General features: G+C 68.3%; 14 protein-coding genes and 1 pseudogene. 2 read left to right on the plus strand and 13 right to left on the minus strand.

Annotation, left to right across the window (positions count from 1 at the left end; genetic code table 11):
• Positions 1-13: 13 nt before the first annotated feature.
• Together OG798_RS04425 and OG798_RS04430 are read right to left on the minus strand one after the other, a co-directional pair.
• Positions 14-1,474, minus strand: coding sequence for an MFS transporter (locus OG798_RS04425; protein ID WP_183127595.1), 1,461 nt, complete (start codon positions 1,472-1,474; stop codon positions 14-16).
• Between the two features lie 289 nt (positions 1,475-1,763).
• Entirely contained in the window at positions 1,764-2,486 is a 723-nt protein-coding gene (locus OG798_RS04430; RefSeq protein ID WP_267060451.1) for a DNA-3-methyladenine glycosylase, read from the minus strand.
• A gap of 203 nt (positions 2,487-2,689) precedes the next feature.
• Between OG798_RS04430 and OG798_RS04435 the strand changes: the two genes are divergently transcribed.
• Positions 2,690-2,998 carry a nuclear transport factor 2 family protein gene (locus tag OG798_RS04435; protein WP_220789029.1) on the plus strand — a complete coding sequence of 103 codons (309 nt, stop codon included), beginning with the start codon at positions 2,690-2,692 and terminating at the stop codon, positions 2,996-2,998.
• Between the two features lie 72 nt (positions 2,999-3,070).
• On the opposite strand, the gene OG798_RS04440 is transcribed toward OG798_RS04435, so the two are convergent.
• The 3 genes from OG798_RS04440 to OG798_RS04450 all read right to left on the minus strand — a co-directional run bounded on the left by OG798_RS04440 (position 3,071) and on the right by OG798_RS04450 (position 7,267).
• Positions 3,071-4,075, minus strand: coding sequence for a GlxA family transcriptional regulator (locus OG798_RS04440; protein WP_179436726.1), 1,005 nt, complete (start codon positions 4,073-4,075; stop codon positions 3,071-3,073).
• A 900-nt stretch (positions 4,076-4,975) separates the two neighbouring features.
• Positions 4,976-6,484: a CoA-acylating methylmalonate-semialdehyde dehydrogenase gene (locus OG798_RS04445; RefSeq protein WP_328756341.1), complete on the minus strand. Its 1,509-nt coding sequence runs from the start codon at positions 6,482-6,484 to the stop codon at positions 4,976-4,978.
• 327 nt (positions 6,485-6,811) lie between these two features.
• Positions 6,812-7,267, minus strand: coding sequence for a DUF6884 domain-containing protein (locus OG798_RS04450; RefSeq protein ID WP_328756342.1), 456 nt, complete (start codon positions 7,265-7,267; stop codon positions 6,812-6,814).
• A 204-nt stretch (positions 7,268-7,471) separates the two neighbouring features.
• Here OG798_RS04450 and OG798_RS04455 point away from each other — a divergent pair, with 204 nt between their 5' ends.
• A complete protein-coding gene (locus tag OG798_RS04455; protein WP_328756343.1) occupies positions 7,472-7,783 on the plus strand; it encodes a hypothetical protein in 312 nt (103 codons plus the stop codon).
• A 414-nt stretch (positions 7,784-8,197) separates the two neighbouring features.
• On the opposite strand, the gene OG798_RS04460 is transcribed toward OG798_RS04455, so the two are convergent.
• The 8 genes and pseudogenes from OG798_RS04460 to OG798_RS04495 form a co-directional block, all read right to left on the minus strand.
• Positions 8,198-8,719, minus strand: a complete 522-nt coding sequence (locus OG798_RS04460; RefSeq protein ID WP_328756344.1) for an MFS transporter — start codon at positions 8,717-8,719, stop codon at positions 8,198-8,200.
• Between the two features lie 136 nt (positions 8,720-8,855).
• A complete protein-coding gene (locus tag OG798_RS04465; RefSeq protein WP_328756345.1) occupies positions 8,856-9,152 on the minus strand; it encodes a hypothetical protein in 297 nt (98 codons plus the stop codon).
• A gap of 320 nt (positions 9,153-9,472) precedes the next feature.
• A pseudogene (locus tag OG798_RS04470) lies at positions 9,473-10,806 on the minus strand (ricin-type beta-trefoil lectin domain protein).
• A 102-nt stretch (positions 10,807-10,908) separates the two neighbouring features.
• Complete coding sequence (locus OG798_RS04475; protein ID WP_267060455.1) at positions 10,909-12,891, minus strand: alpha-L-fucosidase; 1,983 nt, start codon at positions 12,889-12,891, stop codon at positions 10,909-10,911.
• Between the two features lie 50 nt (positions 12,892-12,941).
• Positions 12,942-15,350: a ricin-type beta-trefoil lectin domain protein gene (locus OG798_RS04480; protein WP_328756347.1), complete on the minus strand. Its 2,409-nt coding sequence runs from the start codon at positions 15,348-15,350 to the stop codon at positions 12,942-12,944.
• A gap of 33 nt (positions 15,351-15,383) precedes the next feature.
• A complete protein-coding gene (locus tag OG798_RS04485; protein WP_267060457.1) occupies positions 15,384-17,216 on the minus strand; it encodes an RICIN domain-containing protein in 1,833 nt (610 codons plus the stop codon).
• Positions 17,217-17,240: 24 nt separating this feature from the next.
• Positions 17,241-18,728 carry a lectin gene (locus tag OG798_RS04490; protein ID WP_183127819.1) on the minus strand — a complete coding sequence of 496 codons (1,488 nt, stop codon included), beginning with the start codon at positions 18,726-18,728 and terminating at the stop codon, positions 17,241-17,243.
• Between the two features lie 71 nt (positions 18,729-18,799).
• A complete protein-coding gene (locus OG798_RS04495; RefSeq protein ID WP_328756350.1) occupies positions 18,800-20,482 on the minus strand; it encodes a glycoside hydrolase family 27 protein in 1,683 nt (560 codons plus the stop codon).
• Between the last annotated feature and the right edge of the window lie 23 nt (positions 20,483-20,505).

The following is a 20,505-nucleotide window of genomic DNA, read 5'->3' on the forward strand; positions in this document are numbered from 1 at the left end:
CGTCGGCGGCACATCAGACCACGCGCTCCTTGGCGTTGGTCCTCGCCGTCGGAGTCTCGGCCGGAGTCGGGTGGATTCCGGCGAAGCCGAGGAACGCACCGAAGGCCGTCAGGCTGGCGGCGATGGTGAAGCTGAAGGCGTAACCGTGCGCGGCGGCGGTCACCTGGTCGGCGCCCGCACGCCGCAGCGCGGCGGCGTGGCCGGTGCCCAGTGAGACCAGGGCTGCCAGGCCGATGGCGCTGCCGATCTGCATGGACGCATTGTTCATGCTGGTGGCGATGCCCGCGTCCTCACCGGTGGCGCCGTCCACTCCGGCGACAGTGGATCCGACGAGGACGAGGCCGCCTCCCAGCGGCACGAGGATCAGTCCGGGCAGTACGTCGGCCACATAGGTGCCGTGGCTGCTGAGGCCGGCAAGGAGGACGTAGCCGACCGTGGTGACTGCAAGCCCTCCTCCGTTCAGGGCCCGCAGGCCGAACCGGGGAAGGAGGCGTGGTGCCATCACGGTGGCGCTGAAGAGAATGACCAACCCGAACGGTACGAAGGCGAATCCGGTCGCCAGCGCGGAGAAGTGCAGTATGTGCTGGACATACAGGCTCAGTGAGAAGAAAAGGGTGGCGAACCCGACGTAGTAGCAGATGCGCACGATGTTGGCGATGCTCCGGTTACGTGAGCGCAGGAATGCGAGGGGTACCAGGGGCTGGGCTACGTGAGCCTCCACCAGCACGAAGCCGATCAGGCAGAGCACACCGATCACGACGCAACCCAGGACGGGGAACGAGAACCATACGTGACTGTCCTTCTCCAGGAGGCCGAACACGACCAGGAGCAGACCGAGGGTGACCATGACGGCGCCGAGGACGTCAGGCCGACCGCGCTTGGTGGCCCGGCTTTCGGAGACGAGCTTGAAAGTGGCGAAAAACGCGAACGCGGCGATGGGCAGATTGATGAAGAATATCCAACGCCAGGAGGCGATGGTGGTCAGGATGCCCGAGAGCACGACTCCCAGGGCTACCCCAACTCCGGCCAGGCCGCTCCAGATGGCCATGGCCCGTGCCCTTTCCTGCCGCTGTGTGAACAGCAGCGTCACCAGGGACAGGGCTGCCGGGCTGACGAGTGCCGCACCGACGCCCTGTACGAAGCGGCCGGCGATCAATACACCGGCTTGCTGGGCCACTCCCGCGCTCGCCGACGCCAGCGCGAAGATCGCCAAGCCGGTCAGAAAGAGGCGTCTGCGGCCGAGCAGATCACCCAGGCGTCCGCCAAGCATCAGCAGCCCACCGTAGGTGACGGTGTAGCCGTTGACGACCCATGCCAGGCCCGTGGTCGTGAAGCCGAGATCGTGCTGGATGGGGGGAAGCGCGACATTGACCACGGTCACATCGAGGAGCAGCATCACCTGCACGAGGCAGATGATCCCGAGCGCGCGCCACCTGCGCGGATCCGGTTCGGGAGTGGGACTGATCGGAGTCATCACTGATCGCCTTCTATACGGTCGGGCCGCCGCCGTCCCCGCGGACGCCGTCTCAGGAGGAGAGGCAGCAAGCGGGCCCGGCCCCACGGACATTTCCTGAGGTTTTCAACTCGCAGGCGCCAGGTATGCGTGGCCGCGGATAAGGACAGCGAAGGCGCACATTCGGTCTTCGCTGCGGGTTCGTCGCAGACTCCGGCGCCGGTACCGGAGCGAGGCTGAAGCACCTCCGGGTGCCGCCGCCTCCGGGGAGGGGCGCCGGCACTCGTGATGTCCCAGGCCGGCGGGAGGGTCAGCCCTTCGCCCGACTCCGTTGGCGGGACCCCGGGTGCGCCCGATAGGCGCTGACGCTCGACTCGCCCAGCATCCAGAAGCGCCAGGGGTACAAAGCAGCAGGACCGCCCACCCCCGTCCGCGGCCCTCGACCGACCCGCGCGGACGAGACGCCCCCGGCGGGTTCCGCGAGGAACAACTCCGCCGCTGCGTCGCATGCTGACTGTCCGTCACGATGCAGATCGGCGATGCCCAACGCCCGAGCGAGGTTGGCCGGGCCGCGCGCCAGATCGCGCGCCCGCACCCCAGGCCCCCGGCGTTCTTGCGCGACGTCTGCTCCCTCCACGACGGTGCCGGCGCGGAGCAGCACCGAAGCGGGACGCCGCCCCGGTCCGCAGACGGCGTTCAGGCACCGATGCACTGCGTGCGTCCGGTACACATAGAACGTCCCCGGGGCACCGAACTCCGCTCGATTGGTCCGGTTCGGGCCCCGGAACGCGTGCGAGGCCGGATCGTCCGGCCCCTCGTACGCCTCGACCTCGGTGATACGCACCGCCGTCACGCCGCGCTGCGAGCGCGAGACCACGAGAGCCCCCAGGAGTTCGGGAGCCACTTCAAGGGCGGGCCGGTCGAAGAAGTGCTCGCGCAAGGCGGGCCGCCCTGCCGACGCCGCCCCTGGCCCATCGAACGCTCGCAACTGCTCGTGATCGGTCCCGCCCGGGGCCGTCATGTTCTCTGTCAAGCCGCTGCCTCCTGTCGAGATTCTGGGTCGCCGGATCCCGCGACCTCACAGTCCCAGCGCACTCCTTGCGTCACTCCATGGCCATAGAAGCTGCCGTGGAGCGCTCGGATACGGACTTTCGAGCCAGATGCCCGCCATGCCGTTGGAAGAGGGAACAGGCCTCGGAGCGAGGTGACTTCGAGGCCGAGCATGCGATCTACGCTGTGGACGCGATGCTGGACCATCCGCAGTCGGGTGACCGTTTCCGGGGCCGCGAGACGATCGCGGCGCAACGCGGCGGGCACCCGGCCGACCGGCACTTCACCCTGCGCATCACCGGCCACGCGCATGTATGGGTGAGCGAATGCGTCACCATCTACGACGGTGCGCCTTCGTACACGGTGACTGTCATGGGATTCGTCGGCCATCAGGTCGTGCACGAGACGCAGTACTTCGCCGCTCTTTTCGGCACGCCCGCGTGGCGGGCCGCGCTCGCGGAGCCGACGCCGGGGCGGACCATCGAGGAGGCCTGATCGGTCTCGTCCGGCAAGGCCGGGCTGTCGGATTCCGGCGATTTCCTGTGTTCGCCGGACACCTCCAGGGCATCAGGCGCGTTTGCCGTCGCCCGCGGTGTGCGTCGTACGGAAGCGTGCCCGGTAGGCCCCCGGCGTGATGCCCAGGTTGCGCGTGAAGGCGCGGCGCAGCGACTCCGGTGACCCGAAGCCGGTGCGCCGGGCCACCGTGGCCATGGGGTTGTCGCTTTCCTCCAGCATCGCCTGGGCGGCTTCCATGCGGACCTGCTCGACATAGCGGGCCGGGGTCATGGTCATCTCGTCGTGGAACAGGCGCGTCATGTGGCGGGGGCTCACACCCGCACGGCGTGCCATGGCGGCCAGGGTGTGGGGGGCGGACGGGTCCTCGGCGACCGCGTCCAGGATCCGGCGCAGCATCTCCTGTCTCGCGTGCGGGGTGTGAGTACGGACACTGAACTGAGACTGGCCGCCCGGCCGCTGCATGAACACGACCATGTCCTTGGCCACGGCGCGGGCGACATCGGCGCCGAGGTGCTCTTCGACCAGGGCGAGCGAGAGGTCGATGCCCGAGCTGACGCCGGCCGAGGTCATGATGTGGCCGTCGCGCACGAACAGGGCGTCCATCTCCACGGTCACCCGCGGGTAGCGCAGAGCCAGCTGGTCGGCGAAGCGCCAGTGCGTGGTCGCCTTGCGTCCGTCGAGCAGGCCGGCCGCGGCGAGGAGGAACGCCCCGGTGCAGACGGACGCGGTGCGGCAACTGCGTGCGTCGAGCTCCCTTATGGCGTCCAGCAGGGCGTCGTCCTTGATGAGAGACGGCCACTCCGGGCCGCCGGGGATGACGACCACATCGCTGGCCCCGCGCACCTGCGCGGCCGCCAGGTCGACGCGCAGTCCGGTGCCGGATGCGGTGACCACGTCGGCGCCGTCCGGGGAGACCGTGTGCACGCGGTACCGGCCACCGAACTCGTTGGCCGTCGAGAACACCTCGATCGGACCCGTGACGTCGAGCAGCCGGACGGCCGGGAAGACCAGCACGGTCACCACCAGCGGCTTCCTGCCTGTCGAGCTGTCCTTCATCGTGCGCCTCCCGAATGGACTGGGACCCACAGTGGAGGACACCATCATCCGCCCAGGGACGCCGCCCGCGCCCGTGCTGAGCGTCGTCCGCGTCGCCGCGGGATGATGCTGCGTTCCTTTGTATGGGTCGAGGCGTCAAGTTTCGGCGCCTCACCCGCTTTCAGCGGTTGCCTGCAGTGGCGTCATGGCCACATATGCGGCCATGACACGCTCGGATGAGGACATCAGCATCCGGCCGGCACGCCTCACGGGTCTGCTCAGTGGTCGATGTCCTGATGCGAGGGCGTCATGGCGCATGCTGTTCTGTGGCAGGAGCGGTGCTTCGACACAGGGCGGTTTCCATCGGTGGTTGCGACACCCGAGAGGAGTCGGACCTATGCCTCGAGGTGGAGCCAACAGACTGCCGCCGGCGGTGCCGAAGGAGTACTTCGAGCTGCGTAGAGGTGGCCTGAAAGGGACAGCTGCCGCCCGCCGAGTGGGCGTATCCACCAGTGCGGGCTCGCTGTGGTTCATCAAGGCTGGACGCATGCTCTTGCCCGACAGGCCCATCGACGACCGATACCCATGCCCAGGGCACGTACCCGGGGTGGCGATGCGGGCCTCCTGTAGGGCCCTGGGCCACCCCGGTGCCCTCCTCCGGTGCGCAGGGCGTCCTGGACCGTGACGACCAAGGCGTGGTCGGCGGAGAGCTCGGACTATTCACGGGGGATCGGCTTGACCCACAGCGGGTCCACGACGGTGATCTCCACGCAGGCACACGGCTCCGCCTTTGAGATGCCCGGTTGCGCCGGGTGGTCCGGGAATGATCCGAATCTTGGTCGTAGCCCGGCTGACTACATGGTCGGGCAGGACCGAAGGCGCAGCCACCCGGCGCGACCAGCGCGTGCGGGCCTGCGGCGGTCAGTGGGACGCGGGGAAGCCCAGGTCCGGGCCAGCCGGCGTCTCGGCCGGGTCCGGCCAGCGGCTCGTGATGACCTTGCCGCGCGTGTAGAAGTGCGTGGCTTCGCTGCCGTACATGCGGTGGTCGCCGAAGGCCGAGTCCTTCCAGCCGCCGAAGGAGTGGTAGCCCACCGGCACGGGCATCGGCACGTTCACGCCGACCATGCCGGTTTCGACCTCCAGCTGAAACCGGCGGGCCGCGCCGCCGTCGCGGGTGAAGATGGCGCTGGCGTTGCCGTAGGGGGAGCCGTTGATGATGGCCATGGCCTCCTCGTAGGTTTCTGCACGCAGCACGCACAGGACGGGACCGAAGATCTCGTTCCGGTAGGCGTCCGAGTCTGTGCTGACCTTGTCGAGGAGCGAGATGCCCATCCAGTGCCCGTTCTCCAGACCCTCGACGGTGAAGCCCCTGCCGTCGAGTATCACGTCGGCTCCCTGGGCGGCCGCACCCGCGACATAGTCCGCGACCTCGTCGCGGTGCGCCTTGGTGATGAGTGGGCCCATGTCGGACGTGGGGTCGTTGCCCGGGCCGATCTTGATTTTTGTGGCCCGCTCGGCGATCCGGGACACCAGCGCGTCGCCCGCCGAGCCGACCGCGACTACCACGGAGACTGCCATGCAGCGCTGACCTGCGGAGCCGTAGGCTGCGGTCATGGCGGCGTCGGCCGCCGCGTCGAGGTCGGCGTCGGGCAGGACCAGCATGTGGTTCTTCGCTTCGCCGAGGGCCTGGACACGCTTGCCGCTGGCGGACGCCCTGGTGTACACGTGGCGGGCGACAGGCGTGGAGCCCACGAACGAAACGGCCGCCACGTCCGGGTGGTCGAGGAGCGCGTTCACCGCGACCTCGTCACCGTGCAGGATGTTGAGCACACCGTCGGGCACGCCGGCTTCGGCCGCGAGTTCCGCGAGGAGCATGGACGCGGACGGGGCCTTGCTGCTCGGCTTGTGGACGAAGGTGTTCCCGCAGGCGATCGCCATGGGAAACATCCACATGCTGATCATCGCGGGGAAGTTGAACGGCGAGATGCCGACGATCACACCGAGCGGTTGGCGGATCGACGCGACGTCGATCTGGCTCGACACCCCCGTGGACGTCTCGCCCTTGAGTGCCGTGCCGAGCCCGCAGGCCAGTTCGACGATCTCTAGGCCCCGGGCCACCTCGCCCAGCGCGTCCGCGTGGGTCTTGCCCTGCTCGGCGGTGATCAGCGCGGCGAAGTCGTCGCGGCGCGCGTTCAGCAGCTCGCGGTAGCGGAAGAGGATCGCGATCCGGTGCGCGAGCGAGGACGTGGACCAGGTGGCGTACGCCTGCTTCGCCGCGGCGACCGCAGCGTCGACCTCGTCGGCGCCGGCCATCGCAACCTGCGCGGTGACCTCCCCGGTCGCGGGGTCGGTGACGGGGCCCCAGGTGCCGGAGGCGCCTGAAGCGTCTCCGAACGGCTTGCCACTGATCCAGTGGGTGACGGTCTTCATCGGCGGAACTCCTTTAAGGATGACGGCGGCGGGCCCCGCGGTTCTTGTTCGGACGCCCCACCACGCCCGTGTGAGTAGGGCTGCTGACATCGAAGCTACCGAGCCGATTTGCACGTGCAGGCGCTGCGGAGCCTCCCGGCCCGAAGTGCCTCACTCAGGTCCCGTACAGTTGTGGCGTGGTTCACTCGCCTGCCCGTGTTCGCCACGCGTTCGAAAATGGCCTGGGGCGGGGCCGGCTTCTACGGCTGAGGCGCATCGCTGTGCCCGTTGATCGGTACTCAAAGGGCCGCTCAGGGCCGAATCTCCTCCGCCTCTGCGCACAGGGCATCACCCTCGGTGCCGAGCTTGCCCTTCGCGTATCGCTGCAAGGCAGGCCATTTGCTCGCCCATGCCGCGCGTCCCGGCCAGCGGCGTGCGGGCGTGCGGCCAGACCGTGTGGACCAGGGCCGTATGCCGCGCGTCACCGAGGGCGACGACGGGGTCGAGTTGTACGACGTTTCGCTCGGTTGCCTGTTCCAGGAGAAGCCGGGCTGTTGTCGAACCGGCCGTGCCATGGGGTGTGTCGTACGGCTCGATGACGTCGTCGAGGTCCGGGAGGCCGTAGCGCGTCGAGAGGATGAGCAGACGCTCGGTCTGGAGCGTTTCGGCTGCCCTGCGGCACGCACGGTGGTAAGAGCCGAGGTACATGTCTGCCGCTCGCGCGGGCCATCCCAGTGTGCGGCTGCCACAGGGGATGACAACGAGTTCCGGTCCGAGACAGTCGGCATGCTCGTATGCGGTCATGGCTGCTCTCCTGACTGTTTGTGGGTGGTGTTGCGTGTGGTCGCGGTGACAGCGGCGACCAGGCCGGGTACAAGGTGCCAGCGCACGGGCGGCTGTCGGGCGGCCCATGAGAGGGGGCGGAGTGAGGCTTCGCACAGCAGCGATCTCGGCCGAGTGGACTTGAAGCCCTCGGATCAGGACACGACGTGACCCTGCGCCTTGGCTGTGCGGCGGCGGACGCACGCTGGTAGTTCAGCCCGCCAGGCGCGCAGTGCGAGCACCGCGGTCGGCATCTTCCAGCAGGACCGCTGGTCCAACGGCAGCGCCCGGGGCCTGACCGCCACCTACTCCCTCGACGGGCGGCACTTCACCGAGACCCCGCTGCCGTTCTTGGTGAAGAAGCCGGAGAGACAGAACTACGAGGAGCACCTGCCTGCCCACGTCGGACGGTTGGTGAGCACCGGCCCCGACGGCGCGGTCTACGCGCGGGTATCACGGGGAGGCGGTGACATAGGCTCGTCCTCCCCGGACAAGTAGTTGGTGCCGGTCCCGTCCCGGCTGATGTCACAGGCGGGCGTACGGGTCACCGGGCGAGACCAGGCCAACCGGCTGGCTGCTGCTTGCCGCGGAGGAACTGCTGCCCACGGTGGCGACGAGCAGGAACGCAGCCGCAGTGGCCACGAGAGACGCTCTGGCGCGTGTGCGCATAGCGATCCCCCAACTCCCCAAACTACGTTCCGCCTTGGGCTGTGCTGGCGCATCGACGGTCCCGGTGTCGCCGGGACACGAGTCGCCTGGGGAGCCTAACTCTGCACCTCATTAGGGACGTTGAGGGAAGCGGTCAAGGACACGTCAAGTATCGTCTGCTAGTTGTGGTTCATCCGTTTGCTTGCCAGAAGCGGCCCAGGACGGGCAGGGCGGCGGCCAGGGCGAGGGCTGCGGCGCCGGACACTATAGGCGGTACGTACCCGTCGGCGCCCCAGGCAGGCGCCGGTGGCGCCCTGGTAGAGGCCCTGGGCCGTGCCCTGCTGGCGGTCGGGAACGAGGGTGGAGATCCAGGCTTTGCCGACCCCCTCGGTGCAGGTGGCGAATCCAAACGTACAAAGGTAGGACCAGGAAGACCAGCCACGGCGCGTGAATCAGGCCGAGGCCGAGGTAGCCGACAGCGAAGAAGACCAGACCCGCCGCGAATACGAGCGGACGTGACAGCCGGTCGGACAGGGCTCCGGCGGGGTAGGACAGGGCGGCGTAGGCGAGGTTGTAGACCGCATACACGCCGACGACCCCGGCCGTGGACAAGCCCAGCTCGTGGGCGCGCAGCAGGAGCAGTGCGTCGGGGAAGTTGACCAGGTTGAAGACCATCAGCACGGCGAGGATGCGCCAATACGGCTGGGGCAGGGACACCGTCGCCTGGACGGCGCGAAGCTCGGCGACGGTGCTCACACAGAACGGCACCGAGCGCGAGGTGCCCACTCCTGAATGAGGGGCTGCAGGACCCGGAGGTGGGTTGCGCTGGCCATGCCCCGCTTTTGGCCCTCCGGCCCGAATGAGCCATGCTGTGACCGCCCCGGCGACTGCCGGGGCGGCTGTTGCGATCAGCGGCTGTCGGTCAGGAGGCTGCCCTCGCCCCCTCGACACCGCCGTTGGCCAGCCACTGCGCGTAGGCGATCGCGGCCAGGCGGACCGAGAAGCCGTTGTCACGTGCCGTGGCGGTGGTGACGGCCGCGGTACGGGCGGCTGCGGTGAGACCCGAAGTCGACGTATACATCGCCTCGTTGAAGACCGACCCGCTGGGGGCCGAGGCCACTGCGAATACGGGATGGGTCGTGCCGCCGGAGAAGGATGTAGAGATGTAGTCGCCGACCATGGTGCCCTGCGTGGTGCTCGCCAGCCACGAATGGGCCATCGGACTTCTCGGCGCACCAAGGGCAGTCCCGCGTCGCTGATCGGGCGGCCTCCAGAAGTGAGTCACCGGCAGCCGACCGGGCGGCCCGCCCCAGAAAGGGCCACGAACCCGTCCGCCGTACGGAAAGCGCACGCCGCGCTGGGCGCCCGGGCGGCGCGTAGCGGCCCGTGCCGGAAGGTCAGTCCGTCGACCTGTTCGGCGAACGTCGCCTGCGGGCCCGGGCGTTCGGGGTAGCGGAGCCTGCGCGGTTCCGGGTTGGCGTGCGTCGAGGTCTGCGGGGTCAGGCCCGCACGGTGCCGTGCGGGCCTGGCCCCGGTGTGTCAGTTCTGCAGGCTCCAGTGCTGGTTCGCACCGCCCGTGCAACTCCATAGCTGAACTCTCGTCCCGTTGGCGGTCCCCTGGCCGCTGGCGTCGAGGCAGAGCCCCGACTGTGCTGCTTTGATCGTGCCGTCGGGATTGACGTTCCATTGCTGATCTGCCTGCCCGCTGTAGTCTCAGATCGCCGCCGGGGTGCCGTTGCCCGCTGTCTGGCCGACGCCCAGGCACTTGTTGCCGTAGACGACCAGCTGCTTTCCGGCGGTGTAGGTCCACGTTGGTTGGAACCGCCGTTGCAGTCCCACAGTTGTGCTTGCGTGCCGTTGGCCGTGGTGAAGTTGTTGATGTCCAGGCAGCGCCCCGCCTGCTGGCCGACGATCTCCTGGTTGCCGGACGGCGGTGGCGAATTCGAGCCGAACTGTGTGAAGAACTGCCACACCGCTGCCGACGTCCAGGTGCGCCAGCCGTCACCGGTGGAGCCGTCGATGGGACCGGGATCGTGACCCGCTCCGTCGAAGGCGGCCCAGACGACGGGGTATCCGGACCTGCATCCGGAGTAGGTGGTGGTGATGTGTGTCAGGCTTCCGTTGGCCGGCTCGGGCGGGTTCTGCGGGGTGCAGCCGTTCGCCCGCACGAACGTGTCGCGCAGTTCCCGTCCCGATGAGATGGGCAGCACGTTGTCCCTCAGGCCGTGCAGACCCATGTAGGCGATGGGCTGTGTGCCGCCGTTGCACCCGCTGAGGTTCGCGCCGGAGTAGACCGCGACCGCACGGAAGACGGTCGCTCGTGAGCAGGCGAGGGCGTATGACATCGCGCCGCCGTAGCTGAAGCCGGCGGAGAACAACTGGGTGGTGTCGACGCACAGACCTGATTCGAGCTGGCTGACCATGGCGTCGACGAAGGCCACATCTTGGCCGCCGGGGTTGGCCCAGCCGTTGCCGTTGCCCTGGGGGGCGACGAAGATCGTGCTGTTGTTCGCATTGTCCGCCAGGCGCCGCAGACCGTAGTAGGACCAGTTGTACCCGTCCGTTCCGCCCGAGTCGACGTCGTTGGCCGTGCCGCCTCGCCAATGGAAGCCGAAGATCAGCCGGTAGGGGTGGTTGCTGTCGTAGCCGGCGGGGACCCGCAGTATGTAACTGCGCGTCTGGCCGCCGCTCTGAATCGTGTGTGTGCCACTCGTCAGCGTGGGCGCCTTGCCGCAGCCGGCGGTCGGACTGAGGGCGCCGGTGGTCGTGGCCGACGTGGGCGGGCCGAGGCCGCTGCTGAACGAGGTGCCCGCAGCTGTGAGTACGAGAAGTACCGCGGCCACGATGGACACTAAGAGCGGTTTGCGTTTCATGCATTCCTTCTTCCGTAGTCGGGGGATGGGCAGGGAGCGCCGGTCGATTGGGACGGGTACTGCGTGCGGCGGTGACACCGCGACGAACGAGGCTGGGGTGGTTCAGACGGCAGTGATGGTCCATTCGTTGTTGGTGCTGGAGTTCGGTGTCCACATCACCGTGGTGGAGCCGACCGTGGTGCTGCCGCTGCCGTCAAGGGATGTGCCGGTGCCCCGATTGACGATCTGGTAGCGGTTGCCGCCGAGGCTGTTGAGCGACCACTGCTGGTTGTTGCCGCCGTTCCACGCCTCCTGGCGGGCGGGAGCGCCGTTGGCGGAGTTGCCCCAACTGTCGGCGGCCATGCCGTTGGTGCGGTTCATGATGCGGTAGTAGCCGTTGCCGACGTCGATCAGCTGCCACTGCAGGTTGGTGCTCCCGTCGGAGTTCCACTGCTTGAGGTTGGAGCCGGAGGCGACGTTGCCCCCGCTGTCGAGCAGCAGTCCGCTGGTCACATTGGCGATCTCGACCCAGGTTGTGGAGCCGCCCGGCGCGCCCAGGACGGGGATCTCACCGGAGAACGTGAGCTTGACCGTGTACGCCAGGGCGTTGAACGGCGGGTTGGACGAGGGCATGGTGAGGTGCAGGCCGGAAGCGTCCTGGGTCGGTGCGGGCAGGTCGATGTAGGTGCCGGCGGTGTTGTTCAGCAGTTTGGCGCCTGTCAGGCTGCTGAGGTTGATCTGGTTCGAGTTCAGCGTCGTGATGGTCATGGTTCCGCCCTGCCAGCCCAGCGCGGTGGCGTAGAGGACCTTGTTGTCCCGGCTGCGGGTGAACCGGATGTCCTGCGGTTTGCCGGCCACCGGTCCGCTGAACGAGCCTCCACCCATCTTGGTGGGGCCCTCGCCGTAACTGGCCCAGGAGCGGGTGGCGTAGACCGCCTCTCCGAAGCGGCCGAGCCAGTCGCCCATGGCGAGCAGGATGGACTGCTGCCCGGAGGGGATGGTGCCGTCGGCCATCGGAGCGATGTTCAGCAGCATGTTGCCGCCCTTGCTGACCCGGTCGATCAGCGAGTGGACCAGCGCCTGCGTCGAGTAGTAGCCGATGCCCACCGTGTAGCACCAACTGGAGGAGGAGATACTGTCGTCGGTCAGCCAGTAGGGGGTGAGCAGCCCTCCCGGGCCGCCGCGCTCGAAGTCGAAGACCTCCCCCTTGTTGTTGAGGCCGTCCTTGTAAGTCGCCACCACGTCCTTGTTCCAGGCGACGGCCTGGTTGTAGTAGTGCGCGAGGAACTCGAGCCGGTAGGACTCCTGCACCAGGCCCAGGTCGAAGTCCTGCCAGACCAGGTCGGGCTGGTAGCCGGCGATGACCTCGACCAGCTTGTCGTACCAGAGCTTGTTCTCCGCCGCCGCGCCCTGCTGGCCGAACAGGACGCGGAGCGTCGGGTCCGACTGGTTCGGCACATGGTCGTAGAAGCCGTTGAAGTGGTAGGCGTGGTGCAGGGAAGCCATGAACTTCAGCCCCTGCCCGCGGATGGCCTGCGCGTGCAGCCCCACAAGGTCGAGTCTGGGGCCGCGCTGGACCGAGTTCCACGGGCTGGAGCGGCTGTTCCACATGGAGAAGCCGTCGTGGTGCTCGGCGACCGGCCCGGCGAACTTGGCGCCTGCGGCCTTGAACAGCTGCGCCCAGGCGTTCGGGTCCCAGTTGCCGCCCTGGGAGGCCAGTTTGGGAGCGAACTGCACGTAGTTGCCGGCCTTGTCGCGGGCACCGTCGATGAAGTTGTTGTACGGCCACACCGAGGGGTCGCCGTAGGTGGCCTTGTGGTGGTTGTTCTCGGCCGAGCCGCCGATGTACATGTTGCGCGGGTACCACTCGTTCCCGAACGCGGGAACGCTGAAGACGCCCCAGTGGTAGTAGATGCCGAACTTGGCGTCCTGGAACCAGGCCGGGGCCGGGGGGTGCTGGTCCACGGAGGACCAGCTCGCGGTGTAGCTTCCGGGGCCGCCGGTGGCGGCGGCCTCGGGGGCGAACCGCAGCAGGCCGACGGCCGTCGTCGCGCCGGCCGCCGCCAGCAGTCGGCGCCGGCTGAGCGGGAAGGGGGAGGAGGTCATGCGGAGCCTCTCAAGGTCATTGACGGGGCGGATCTCAGCCGTCCGAGGGATCAGTTGCGCGTCCACTTCTGGTTGCTGCCGCCGTTGCAGGTCCACAGCTGCAGCAAGGTGCCGTTGGCTGTTCCCGAGCCGGTGGCGTCCAGGCACAGGCCGGACTGGACACCGGTGATCGTGCCGTCGGCCTTGATCGTCCACTTCTGGTTGCTGCCGCCGTTGCAGGTCCAGATGTCCACCTTGGTTCCGGGGCTGGTGCCCTGGCCCGAGGCGTCCAGGCAGTCGCCGCCGTAGACGCGCAGCTCACCGGCCGTGGTGTTCGTCCACTGCTGGTTGGCGCCGCCGTTGCAGTCCCACAGCTGCACCTGGGTGCCGGCCGTCTGCGACTGGTTCGGCACGTCCACGCACCGGCCCGAACCGGCCCCGACGATCGTGGCGGTCGTGCCGCCACCGGGTCCGCCGCTGCCGGGGGTGATGGACAGGTTGTCGAACTGCGCCGTCTCGCTCTGGCTGGTCGCGTAGCCGACCTGGCCGCCGGCCCAGCTGAAGTCGTTCACGGAACCGACCGTGGAGCCGTCGATGACGGCGGTGACGGTGTTGCCGGAGAAGGTGAGGGCCAGGGTGTGCCACCGGTTGGTGCCCAGCGCCGTGACGGTGTCATGGGCCAGCGTGGAGACGCTGCCGTTGGTGTTGGAGTTCAGGATCGACCAGGCCCCGGTGTCGCTCACTCGCAGCTGGTAGGCGTTCAGCCCGCCGGTGCTGCTGTAGTCCTGCGCGTTCGCGCGGCCGATCACCTCAGCGTATCCCGGCTGTTCGAGCAGCACGTCGGACGAGACGGTGTAGTTGCTCCAGCTCACGTCACCGAGCAAGGCGTGCGGATCGGACAGCGCGTCCCAGGTGATCGGCTTCTGCGGGCTCATCTGGCGCACGCACTTGCCGCTACGGCCGCCGCCGCAGCCCACCTCCTCGAAGGCGCCCTGCCAGTCCATGAGGTACTTCGCCTCGGTGCCGGTGGCGTAGCCGTCGAAGGAATCGCTGTACGGCAGGCTCATCGCGCCCGGGGCGGGGCCGGTGGCGGTTCCGTTGCCCTGGCCGGTCGTGGTGGTCAGGGTGTACACGCGGCCCGGCTGTACGGTCACGCTGAAGCTGCTGCCGGAGGGGGTGACGTCGGTGGCGTGCACAAGGTAGTCGGCCTGCTTGTTGGAGTTGACGTCGGTCGACCAGACGTGGACGGCTCCGGTGGACAGCCCTCCGGTGATGTTGAAGTTCAGCGTCTGAGCGCTGCCGGCGTCCATCGTCTCGATGACCGTGGAGTAGTCGGAGTTGTTCGTGGACTTCAGCGAGACGTAGCTCCCGTTGTTGCGGTTGCCGCCGATGTAGCCGCTGGAGGAGTCGAGGTAGTGCCACCCCGGTGCGGTGAACTGGCTGGTCTGCGCCATCACCCAGGCGTTCTTGCCGATCGAGTAGGACCCGGACCACGGCTGCGAGGCCAGGGCGAGACCCATGGTGGGGTAGGGCAGGTTCGGCGTGATGGAGGCGACCACCGGCCAGTTGAGGTACGCGGTCATCCGGCCGTCGATGTATCCGCGGTTGATGCCGCGGGCCACGGCCGGCGCTCCCGCGTTGTAGTCGTCCGAGCCGTTCTCGCTCGCCCACAGCCTCTTGCCGGACGAGGTGGCGGCCGACGGCACCGCGCAGTTGGACTGGGAGGACCGGTAGCCGCAGGGATAGTGCGTACCGATGACGCTCACCGAGGCGGCGAACGCCGAGTTGGAGTTGACGTCGTTCGCCACGGCCCAGTCCGATTCGGCCGCGACGATCTCGACCTTGCCGTAGCCGTTGGCGTTGAGCGCGCTGCGCAGTTGCTCGTACCAGGCGATGTTGTAGCCTCGCTCGTTCCACCCGCCGAGGTAGTCGATGCTCAGCCCGTGCTGCTTGGCGCAGCCCAGCCACGAGAGTAGGTAGTTGATCATGTCGGTGGACCAGAAGTTGCCTCCGCCGATCCAGCCAGGCGCTCCCCAGGCGAGCCCGTACAGCTTGATGTCCGGGTTGCGCGCCTTGGCCTGCTCCATCAGCCACCATTCGTAGCCACGGTCGCAGTTCAAGTCGGACCGGGTGTGCTGGTGACTCGGCTCGGCGCCGGAGGTGGAGTTGGTGTCACCGCCGATCTCGGCCTTGAGGATCTGCAGGGAGGCGCCGTAGCCGGGCCGGAACAGGTAGTCCAGGACCTGGCCGCGCTGCGGCTCCGGGTAGTCGATCAGCAGTCTGCTGTTGCCGCCCCCGCCGCTGATCGCGCCGACGCCGTCGAAGGTCCGGCCGCCGGACGTGCCGTTGATCGTGATCGAGGTGGCGGCATGGGCCGGCTCGGCGGTCGTGCCCACGATCCCGCCCGCGGCCAGGACGAGGCCCGTGAGCACGGCCGTCGAGGCGCGTAGGCGCCGGAACAACCGGCTGAATGCTGACACGATGGGTTCCTTTCAGAGGTCGAGGAGTTGTGGTCAGCGCAGGGCGAAGTCCTGGTTGGTGCCGGGCGCGTTCTTGCACGGCCACTGGTCCAGTTGCTGACCCGGAGTGCTGCCGGCGCCATAAACGTCCAGGCACAGACCGCTGTTCTGGTTCTGGAACTCGTAGGAGCCGTCGGACTGTCGGATCGGCAGCCACAGAGCGGCGGGCGCTGTGTCCACGGCCTGCTGGACGATGTCGGGCGTACCGGCGGCCGTGGAGCCGCCCGAAACCGCCACGTCCTGACCGGAGCTCTGGGCTCGCAACTCGCCGTAGCCGCCCGAGGCGGGTACGAACTGGAACTGCTGGTTGCTCTGCCCGTTGCAGCTCCACTGGTCGATCTTGGCGCCCGCGCTGCCGGAATTCCCGTACACGTCCAGGCACAAGTTGTCGTGCGCGGCAACGAGTTGGTGGTAGCCGTCGGGGAAGCCGCCGCCACTGGACGCGGCCGGTGTCAGGTAGACGGCGAACGCATCGTGCGCGCTCTGGAACGTGAACGGCACGGTGACCGAGCCGCCCAAGGTGCTCACGTTCTGGTCGTACACGACCTGGGGAGCGCCCAGCGGTGCCTGGTCGGCGATGCGGTGCACGGTGAGGTGCGCGCTGTCGGCGTTCGCCAGCCAGGGCACTGACGACAGCCCGTCGAAGGTCACGGAGGCGGCGCCGGTGTACCCGTTCGAGTCGCCGATGATCGCCACCGCGCGCTTGTTGGAGGAGTCCTCCGAGGCCGAGATCGCCGTCGAGCCGACCTGGCCGGAGGTGTCCACGAGGGTTCCGGTCATGTCGGCGTAGTCCCGAAGCGCCCACCAGTTGCCGGTCGGCTGCCAGCTGCCCCCGCTCTGGGTCAGAACTCCGGTCAGATTGGGGGTGATGCAGCACACCCAGTTGCCGCGCATCGCGTTGGTGTACCCGGACTGCGCGAACCGCGCCAGGTACCAGGCGGTCACCCCGGCCGTCTGCCGGTCGGCGGGCTGGTACTCGTTCGCCGAGAGCGGTCGTCTGCTGATGCCCGCCGCGTCCAGGCTGCCGTTGAGCGACTGCGCGACGGTGACCGGGTCGTCCCCGTCTCCCTCGTCGTGGTTGGTGATCATGTCCGGTACCGTCCCGGCCGCCTTCACATGTGCGAGCCAGGTCTTCCACTGATCCGCTCTGCCCTGCGGGGTGAAGGCGAAGGAGGGCCCGACGATCTGCGCCGAGGGGGCGAGGCGCCGGATCTCCCGGTAGGCGGTGTCCCACATCTGGAAGTACTGGGCGCTGTTCACCCCGCGGGTCCAGAAGTAGGAGATGTCCGGCTCGTTCCAGATGTCGTACGCGAAGGTCGACCCCGAGGCCTGCAGTGCCCCCACCGTGGCGTCGATGAAGGCGATCCAGTTGGAGCAGTCGCCGTTGTCGCAGGGGTACTTGGTGTTCGACGGCTGGCCGCCGTTCGCCCCGTAGATGTCGCTGACCAGTACCTGGTACTGCGCGTGGTAGGGCGCCTGGGTCAACCGTTTCGCCTGCGCGACGATCGAGTCGAGGTCCGCCTTGGTGGCCGAGCCGTTCTGGTAGCCGTCCTTGATCCAGCCGCCGGAGAACCAGCCGCCGCCGCGGAACGCGTTGATCCCCAGCGTCTTGATGAACTGGTCGGCCGGCTGGCTGCCGTCCGCCGTGAAGCCGTAGAGGAACCCCTCGCCCACGCCGGTCGACGGGCCCCGCGTCGACGCCAGGTGCACGCTCAGTGTCACGCCCGCGGCGGCCCGGCTCTCGGCCGTCGTGAGCAGGTGCAGCACGAACACCAAGACGATGCCGACTGCCACCATCAGACGGCCGGGCCTCGCTCTCGTCCTCATTCGGTCCTCCTGTGCGTCACGGGGTCAGCTCAGCGACCACTTCTGGTTGGAGCCTCCGTTGCAGGTCCACAGCTCCACGGAGGTGCCGTCCGCGGTTGCGGCGCCCGTGACGTCCAGGCACAGGCCGGACTGGGCGCTGGTGACGGTGCCGCCCGCGTTGACGTTCCACTGCTGGTTGGTCTGGCCGTTGCAGGGCCAGGTGATGACCTTGGTGCCGGGGCTTGTGTCCCGGTTGGAGGCGTCCAGGCACAGTCGGCTGCCGCCGCTGTAGACGGTGAGTTCGCCCGACGACGTATGCGTCCAGGTCTGGTTGGCGCCGCCGCTGCAGCTCCAGATCTGCAGCTGGGTGCCGGCCGTGGTGGACGAGTTCGGCACGTCCAGGCACTTGCTAGCGCCCACCGCGTGCAGGGCGCCGGTCGTGCCACTGCCGCCGCCCGTGGCGTAGCCCGCGGCGGTGATGGCGGCCTGCACCGCGTTCTCGGTGGCGTCGGAGGGGTAGCCCGCTGTGATCGCGCCCTCGAAGAACTCGCCGGTGCCCGAGACACTGTTGTCTCCCCCGGTGCCGAGCAGGACCGAGCTGTCGACCTTCATCGGTGAGTAGCCGTTCGGCAAGGGGCCGGAGAAGGTCGTGGTCAACCCGCCGCTCGCGCCGTTGCCGTATTTGAGGGCGAACTTGGTGGTCCCGTCGTTCTTCTCCCATGCGCTGACGAACGGGTAGTGCACTCCAGGGTTGTTGGGGTCTTTGTTGGAGCCGGTGTTGGTGTGGAACATGCCGTTCTCGAGGTCGGCCTCGACCCATGGGCCGGTGCCGGTGCAGCCGCCGAACCAGCAGGCGTTGCCCCAGTAGATCGCGTTCATGGTGGCGTTACCGGTGTCGGTGTGGGTGTTCTCACCGAGGCCGTAGTCGAAGCAGCACCACTGGTTCGTGTAGTTCGACGACGTCACCATGTAGATGCCCGAGGGCTGGGATCCGGTGGGGACGCCTTTCGCGTTGTCGTGCCGGTAGCCGACACCCTGGTTGACCTTGACCCCGAAGACCTGATGACCGCCCGCGGTCACCGGCAGCGCCATGGCGTCCGCGCCGACGTCGGAGCCGTTCGGTCCCGGGCCCTTCCAGTAACCACCCCAGGAGATCGGCAGGTCGTTGTGCATCGCGGTCTGGTCGTAGATCTTCGTGATCGTGCACGATGTGCCCGCGCAGAACGACACCTGGGACGCGGCGTCGGCGTAGCCGCCCGCGCTGAGCACGCCGATGTCGCGATAAGTGCGGTCGGAGGCGCGCTGGATCTGGTAGAGCGGCCCGTTGTACGAGGCGAAGAGCGCCCTGGTGGTGGCGTGTGCCGTGACACATGGTGTGCTGCCCGCGGCGTAGATGTCGCAGGGCAGCGACGACGCGTCGGCCGTCGAGGTGTGCACCGCGTGGGCCGTGGCCGTCGGGCCGACCGGTGCGGGGGCGGCGAGTGCCGGTCCCCCGAAGACGGCGAGGGCCATCGCCAGGGCGAACAGGAGCATGGCCGCGAACTGCCTGCGGCCGCGGGTTGGTCGGCGCACGGTGGTGGCCTCCTCTGCGGAGCGCGAGGGCTTCATCTCAACGCCCACTGCTGGTTGTTGCTGCCGTTGCAGGTCCACAGCTCGGCGAGGGTTCCGTCGGCGGTGGCACCGCCTGTGACGTCCAGGCACAGACCGGACTGGACGCCGGTGACCGTTCCGTTGGAGTTGAGCTCCCACTGCTGGTTGCTCTGGCCGTTGCACGGCCAGACGACCACCTTCGTCCCGGCGGTGGTCTGGTTGTTGTAGGCGTCCAGACACATCTGGCTGCTGCCGGAGTAGACGGTGAGCTGGTCGGAAGTGGAGTGCGTCCAGGTCTGGTTGGCCCCTCCGTTGCAACTCCAGATCTCCACCTGGGTACCGGCGGTCGTGCTCGAGTTCGGTACGTCCAGGCATTTGTCCGCACCGACCGCGTGCAGCGCGCCGGTCACGGTGGAGCCTCCGCCGCTACTGCCGCCCGCGACCCGGTACATCACCGTGCCGTGTGCGGGCACCGAGGCGCTGATCGTGCCCGAGGTGGTCGAAGCCGCCCCGGTCCACAAGTCGGTCAGGGTGTACGAGGACGCGCCCGTCTTGCCGATCGCCGCCGCCGTGGTGGAGATGGTCGCGGTCGATCCGGTCTCGTTGAACAGAGCCACCGACACGTCTCCGTTGGCCAGCGGCTTGGCGAGGACATCTTGGCCGCCCGAGGACGAGACCATGGTGCCCTGCTTCCCCAGGGGGTCCTGGTCGACCGCGATCACCCGGGAGTTGGTGAGGGTGGACAGGGTGTCCGCACTGACAGAGGGGATGTTGGTGCCCGCGATCAGCGGGGCGGCCATCTCCGCCCAGAGACTGAACTCGCTGCGGCTCTCCGTGGCCGTCATGGAGCCGTTGCCGACCTCCAGCATGTCCGGGTCGTTCCAGTGGCCGGGGCCGGCGTAGGAGGCCAGTCCCACGTTGCTGTGGAAGATCGACAGCATGCTGGAGAAGCTCGGGCTGATGTCGCCGGTGGTGCGCCAGCTGTTGCCCACGTCCGCGCCCCAGGTCCACACGTTGTCCTGGCCCCAGTTGCACAGGCTGTAGAGGATCGGCCGGCCGGTGGCCGCGAGGGCGTCACGCATGGCGGTGTACCGGGACCGCGCGGGCGCACCTGTGTTGTTGCAGTTGTCGTACTTCAGGTAGTCCACACCCCACGACGCGAACGACTGCGCGTCCGTGGTCTCGTGCCCCAGGCTGCCCGGATACCCGGCGCAGGTCGCGGTGCCCGCGTCCTCGTAGATCCCCAGCTTGAGCCCCAGCGAGTGCACGAAGTCCGCGGTGCCCTTGATGCCGTCGGGGAACTTGGCCGGGTCCGGCACCAGACGGCCGCCCGAGTCGCGGTTGTGGGTCATCCAGCAGTCGTCGATGTTGACGTACGAATAGCCCGCCGCCTGCATGCCGTTGGTGTGCATCGCCTGCGCGGTGGACTTGATCAGCGACTCGGAGACATTGCAGCCGTACGCGTTCCAGTCGTTGAAGCCCATCTGCGGGGTCAGCGCGAGCCCGTTGCCGAGTGCGGCGGCGGGCTGCGCCCTTGGGACGGAGAGTGCGGTGGCGGGCTGCGCCGTTCCGAGGGAGAGGAGGGAGGCGGCTGCGGCGAGCAACACGGCCGAGAAAGTGAACGCCAGGGTTCTGCGCAGGGACAGCAGCTTGGGCAGCGGCCGAACACCCCTGGCTCTCGCAGTGGTCGTGGGCATAAGTCATCGACTCCTGGGCTGAG

This window comes from Streptomyces sp. NBC_00271 (genome assembly GCF_036178845.1).
Classification (GTDB): domain Bacteria; phylum Actinomycetota; class Actinomycetes; order Streptomycetales; family Streptomycetaceae; genus Streptomyces.

Bases quoted from the DNA above. Each gene is read 5' to 3' on its own strand.
- OG798_RS04485 (WP_267060457.1), bottom strand. From the start codon at position 17,216: ATGAGGACGAGAGCGAGGCCCGGCCGTCTGATGGTGGCAGTCGGCATC.
- OG798_RS04425 (WP_183127595.1), bottom strand. From the start codon at position 1,474: ATGACTCCGATCAGTCCCACTCCCGAACCGGATCCGCGCAGGTGGCGC.
- OG798_RS04445 (WP_328756341.1), bottom strand. From the start codon at position 6,484: ATGAAGACCGTCACCCACTGGATCAGTGGCAAGCCGTTCGGAGACGCT.
- OG798_RS04440 (WP_179436726.1), bottom strand. From the start codon at position 4,075: ATGAAGGACAGCTCGACAGGCAGGAAGCCGCTGGTGGTGACCGTGCTG.
- OG798_RS04495 (WP_328756350.1), bottom strand. From the start codon at position 20,482: ATGCCCACGACCACTGCGAGAGCCAGGGGTGTTCGGCCGCTGCCCAAG.
- OG798_RS04450 (WP_328756342.1), bottom strand. From the start codon at position 7,267: ATGACCGCATACGAGCATGCCGACTGTCTCGGACCGGAACTCGTTGTC.
- OG798_RS04490 (WP_183127819.1), bottom strand. From the start codon at position 18,728: ATGCTCCTGTTCGCCCTGGCGATGGCCCTCGCCGTCTTCGGGGGACCG.
- OG798_RS04465 (WP_328756345.1), bottom strand. From the start codon at position 9,152: ATGGCCCATTCGTGGCTGGCGAGCACCACGCAGGGCACCATGGTCGGC.
- OG798_RS04475 (WP_267060455.1), bottom strand. From the start codon at position 12,891: ATGACCTCCTCCCCCTTCCCGCTCAGCCGGCGCCGACTGCTGGCGGCG.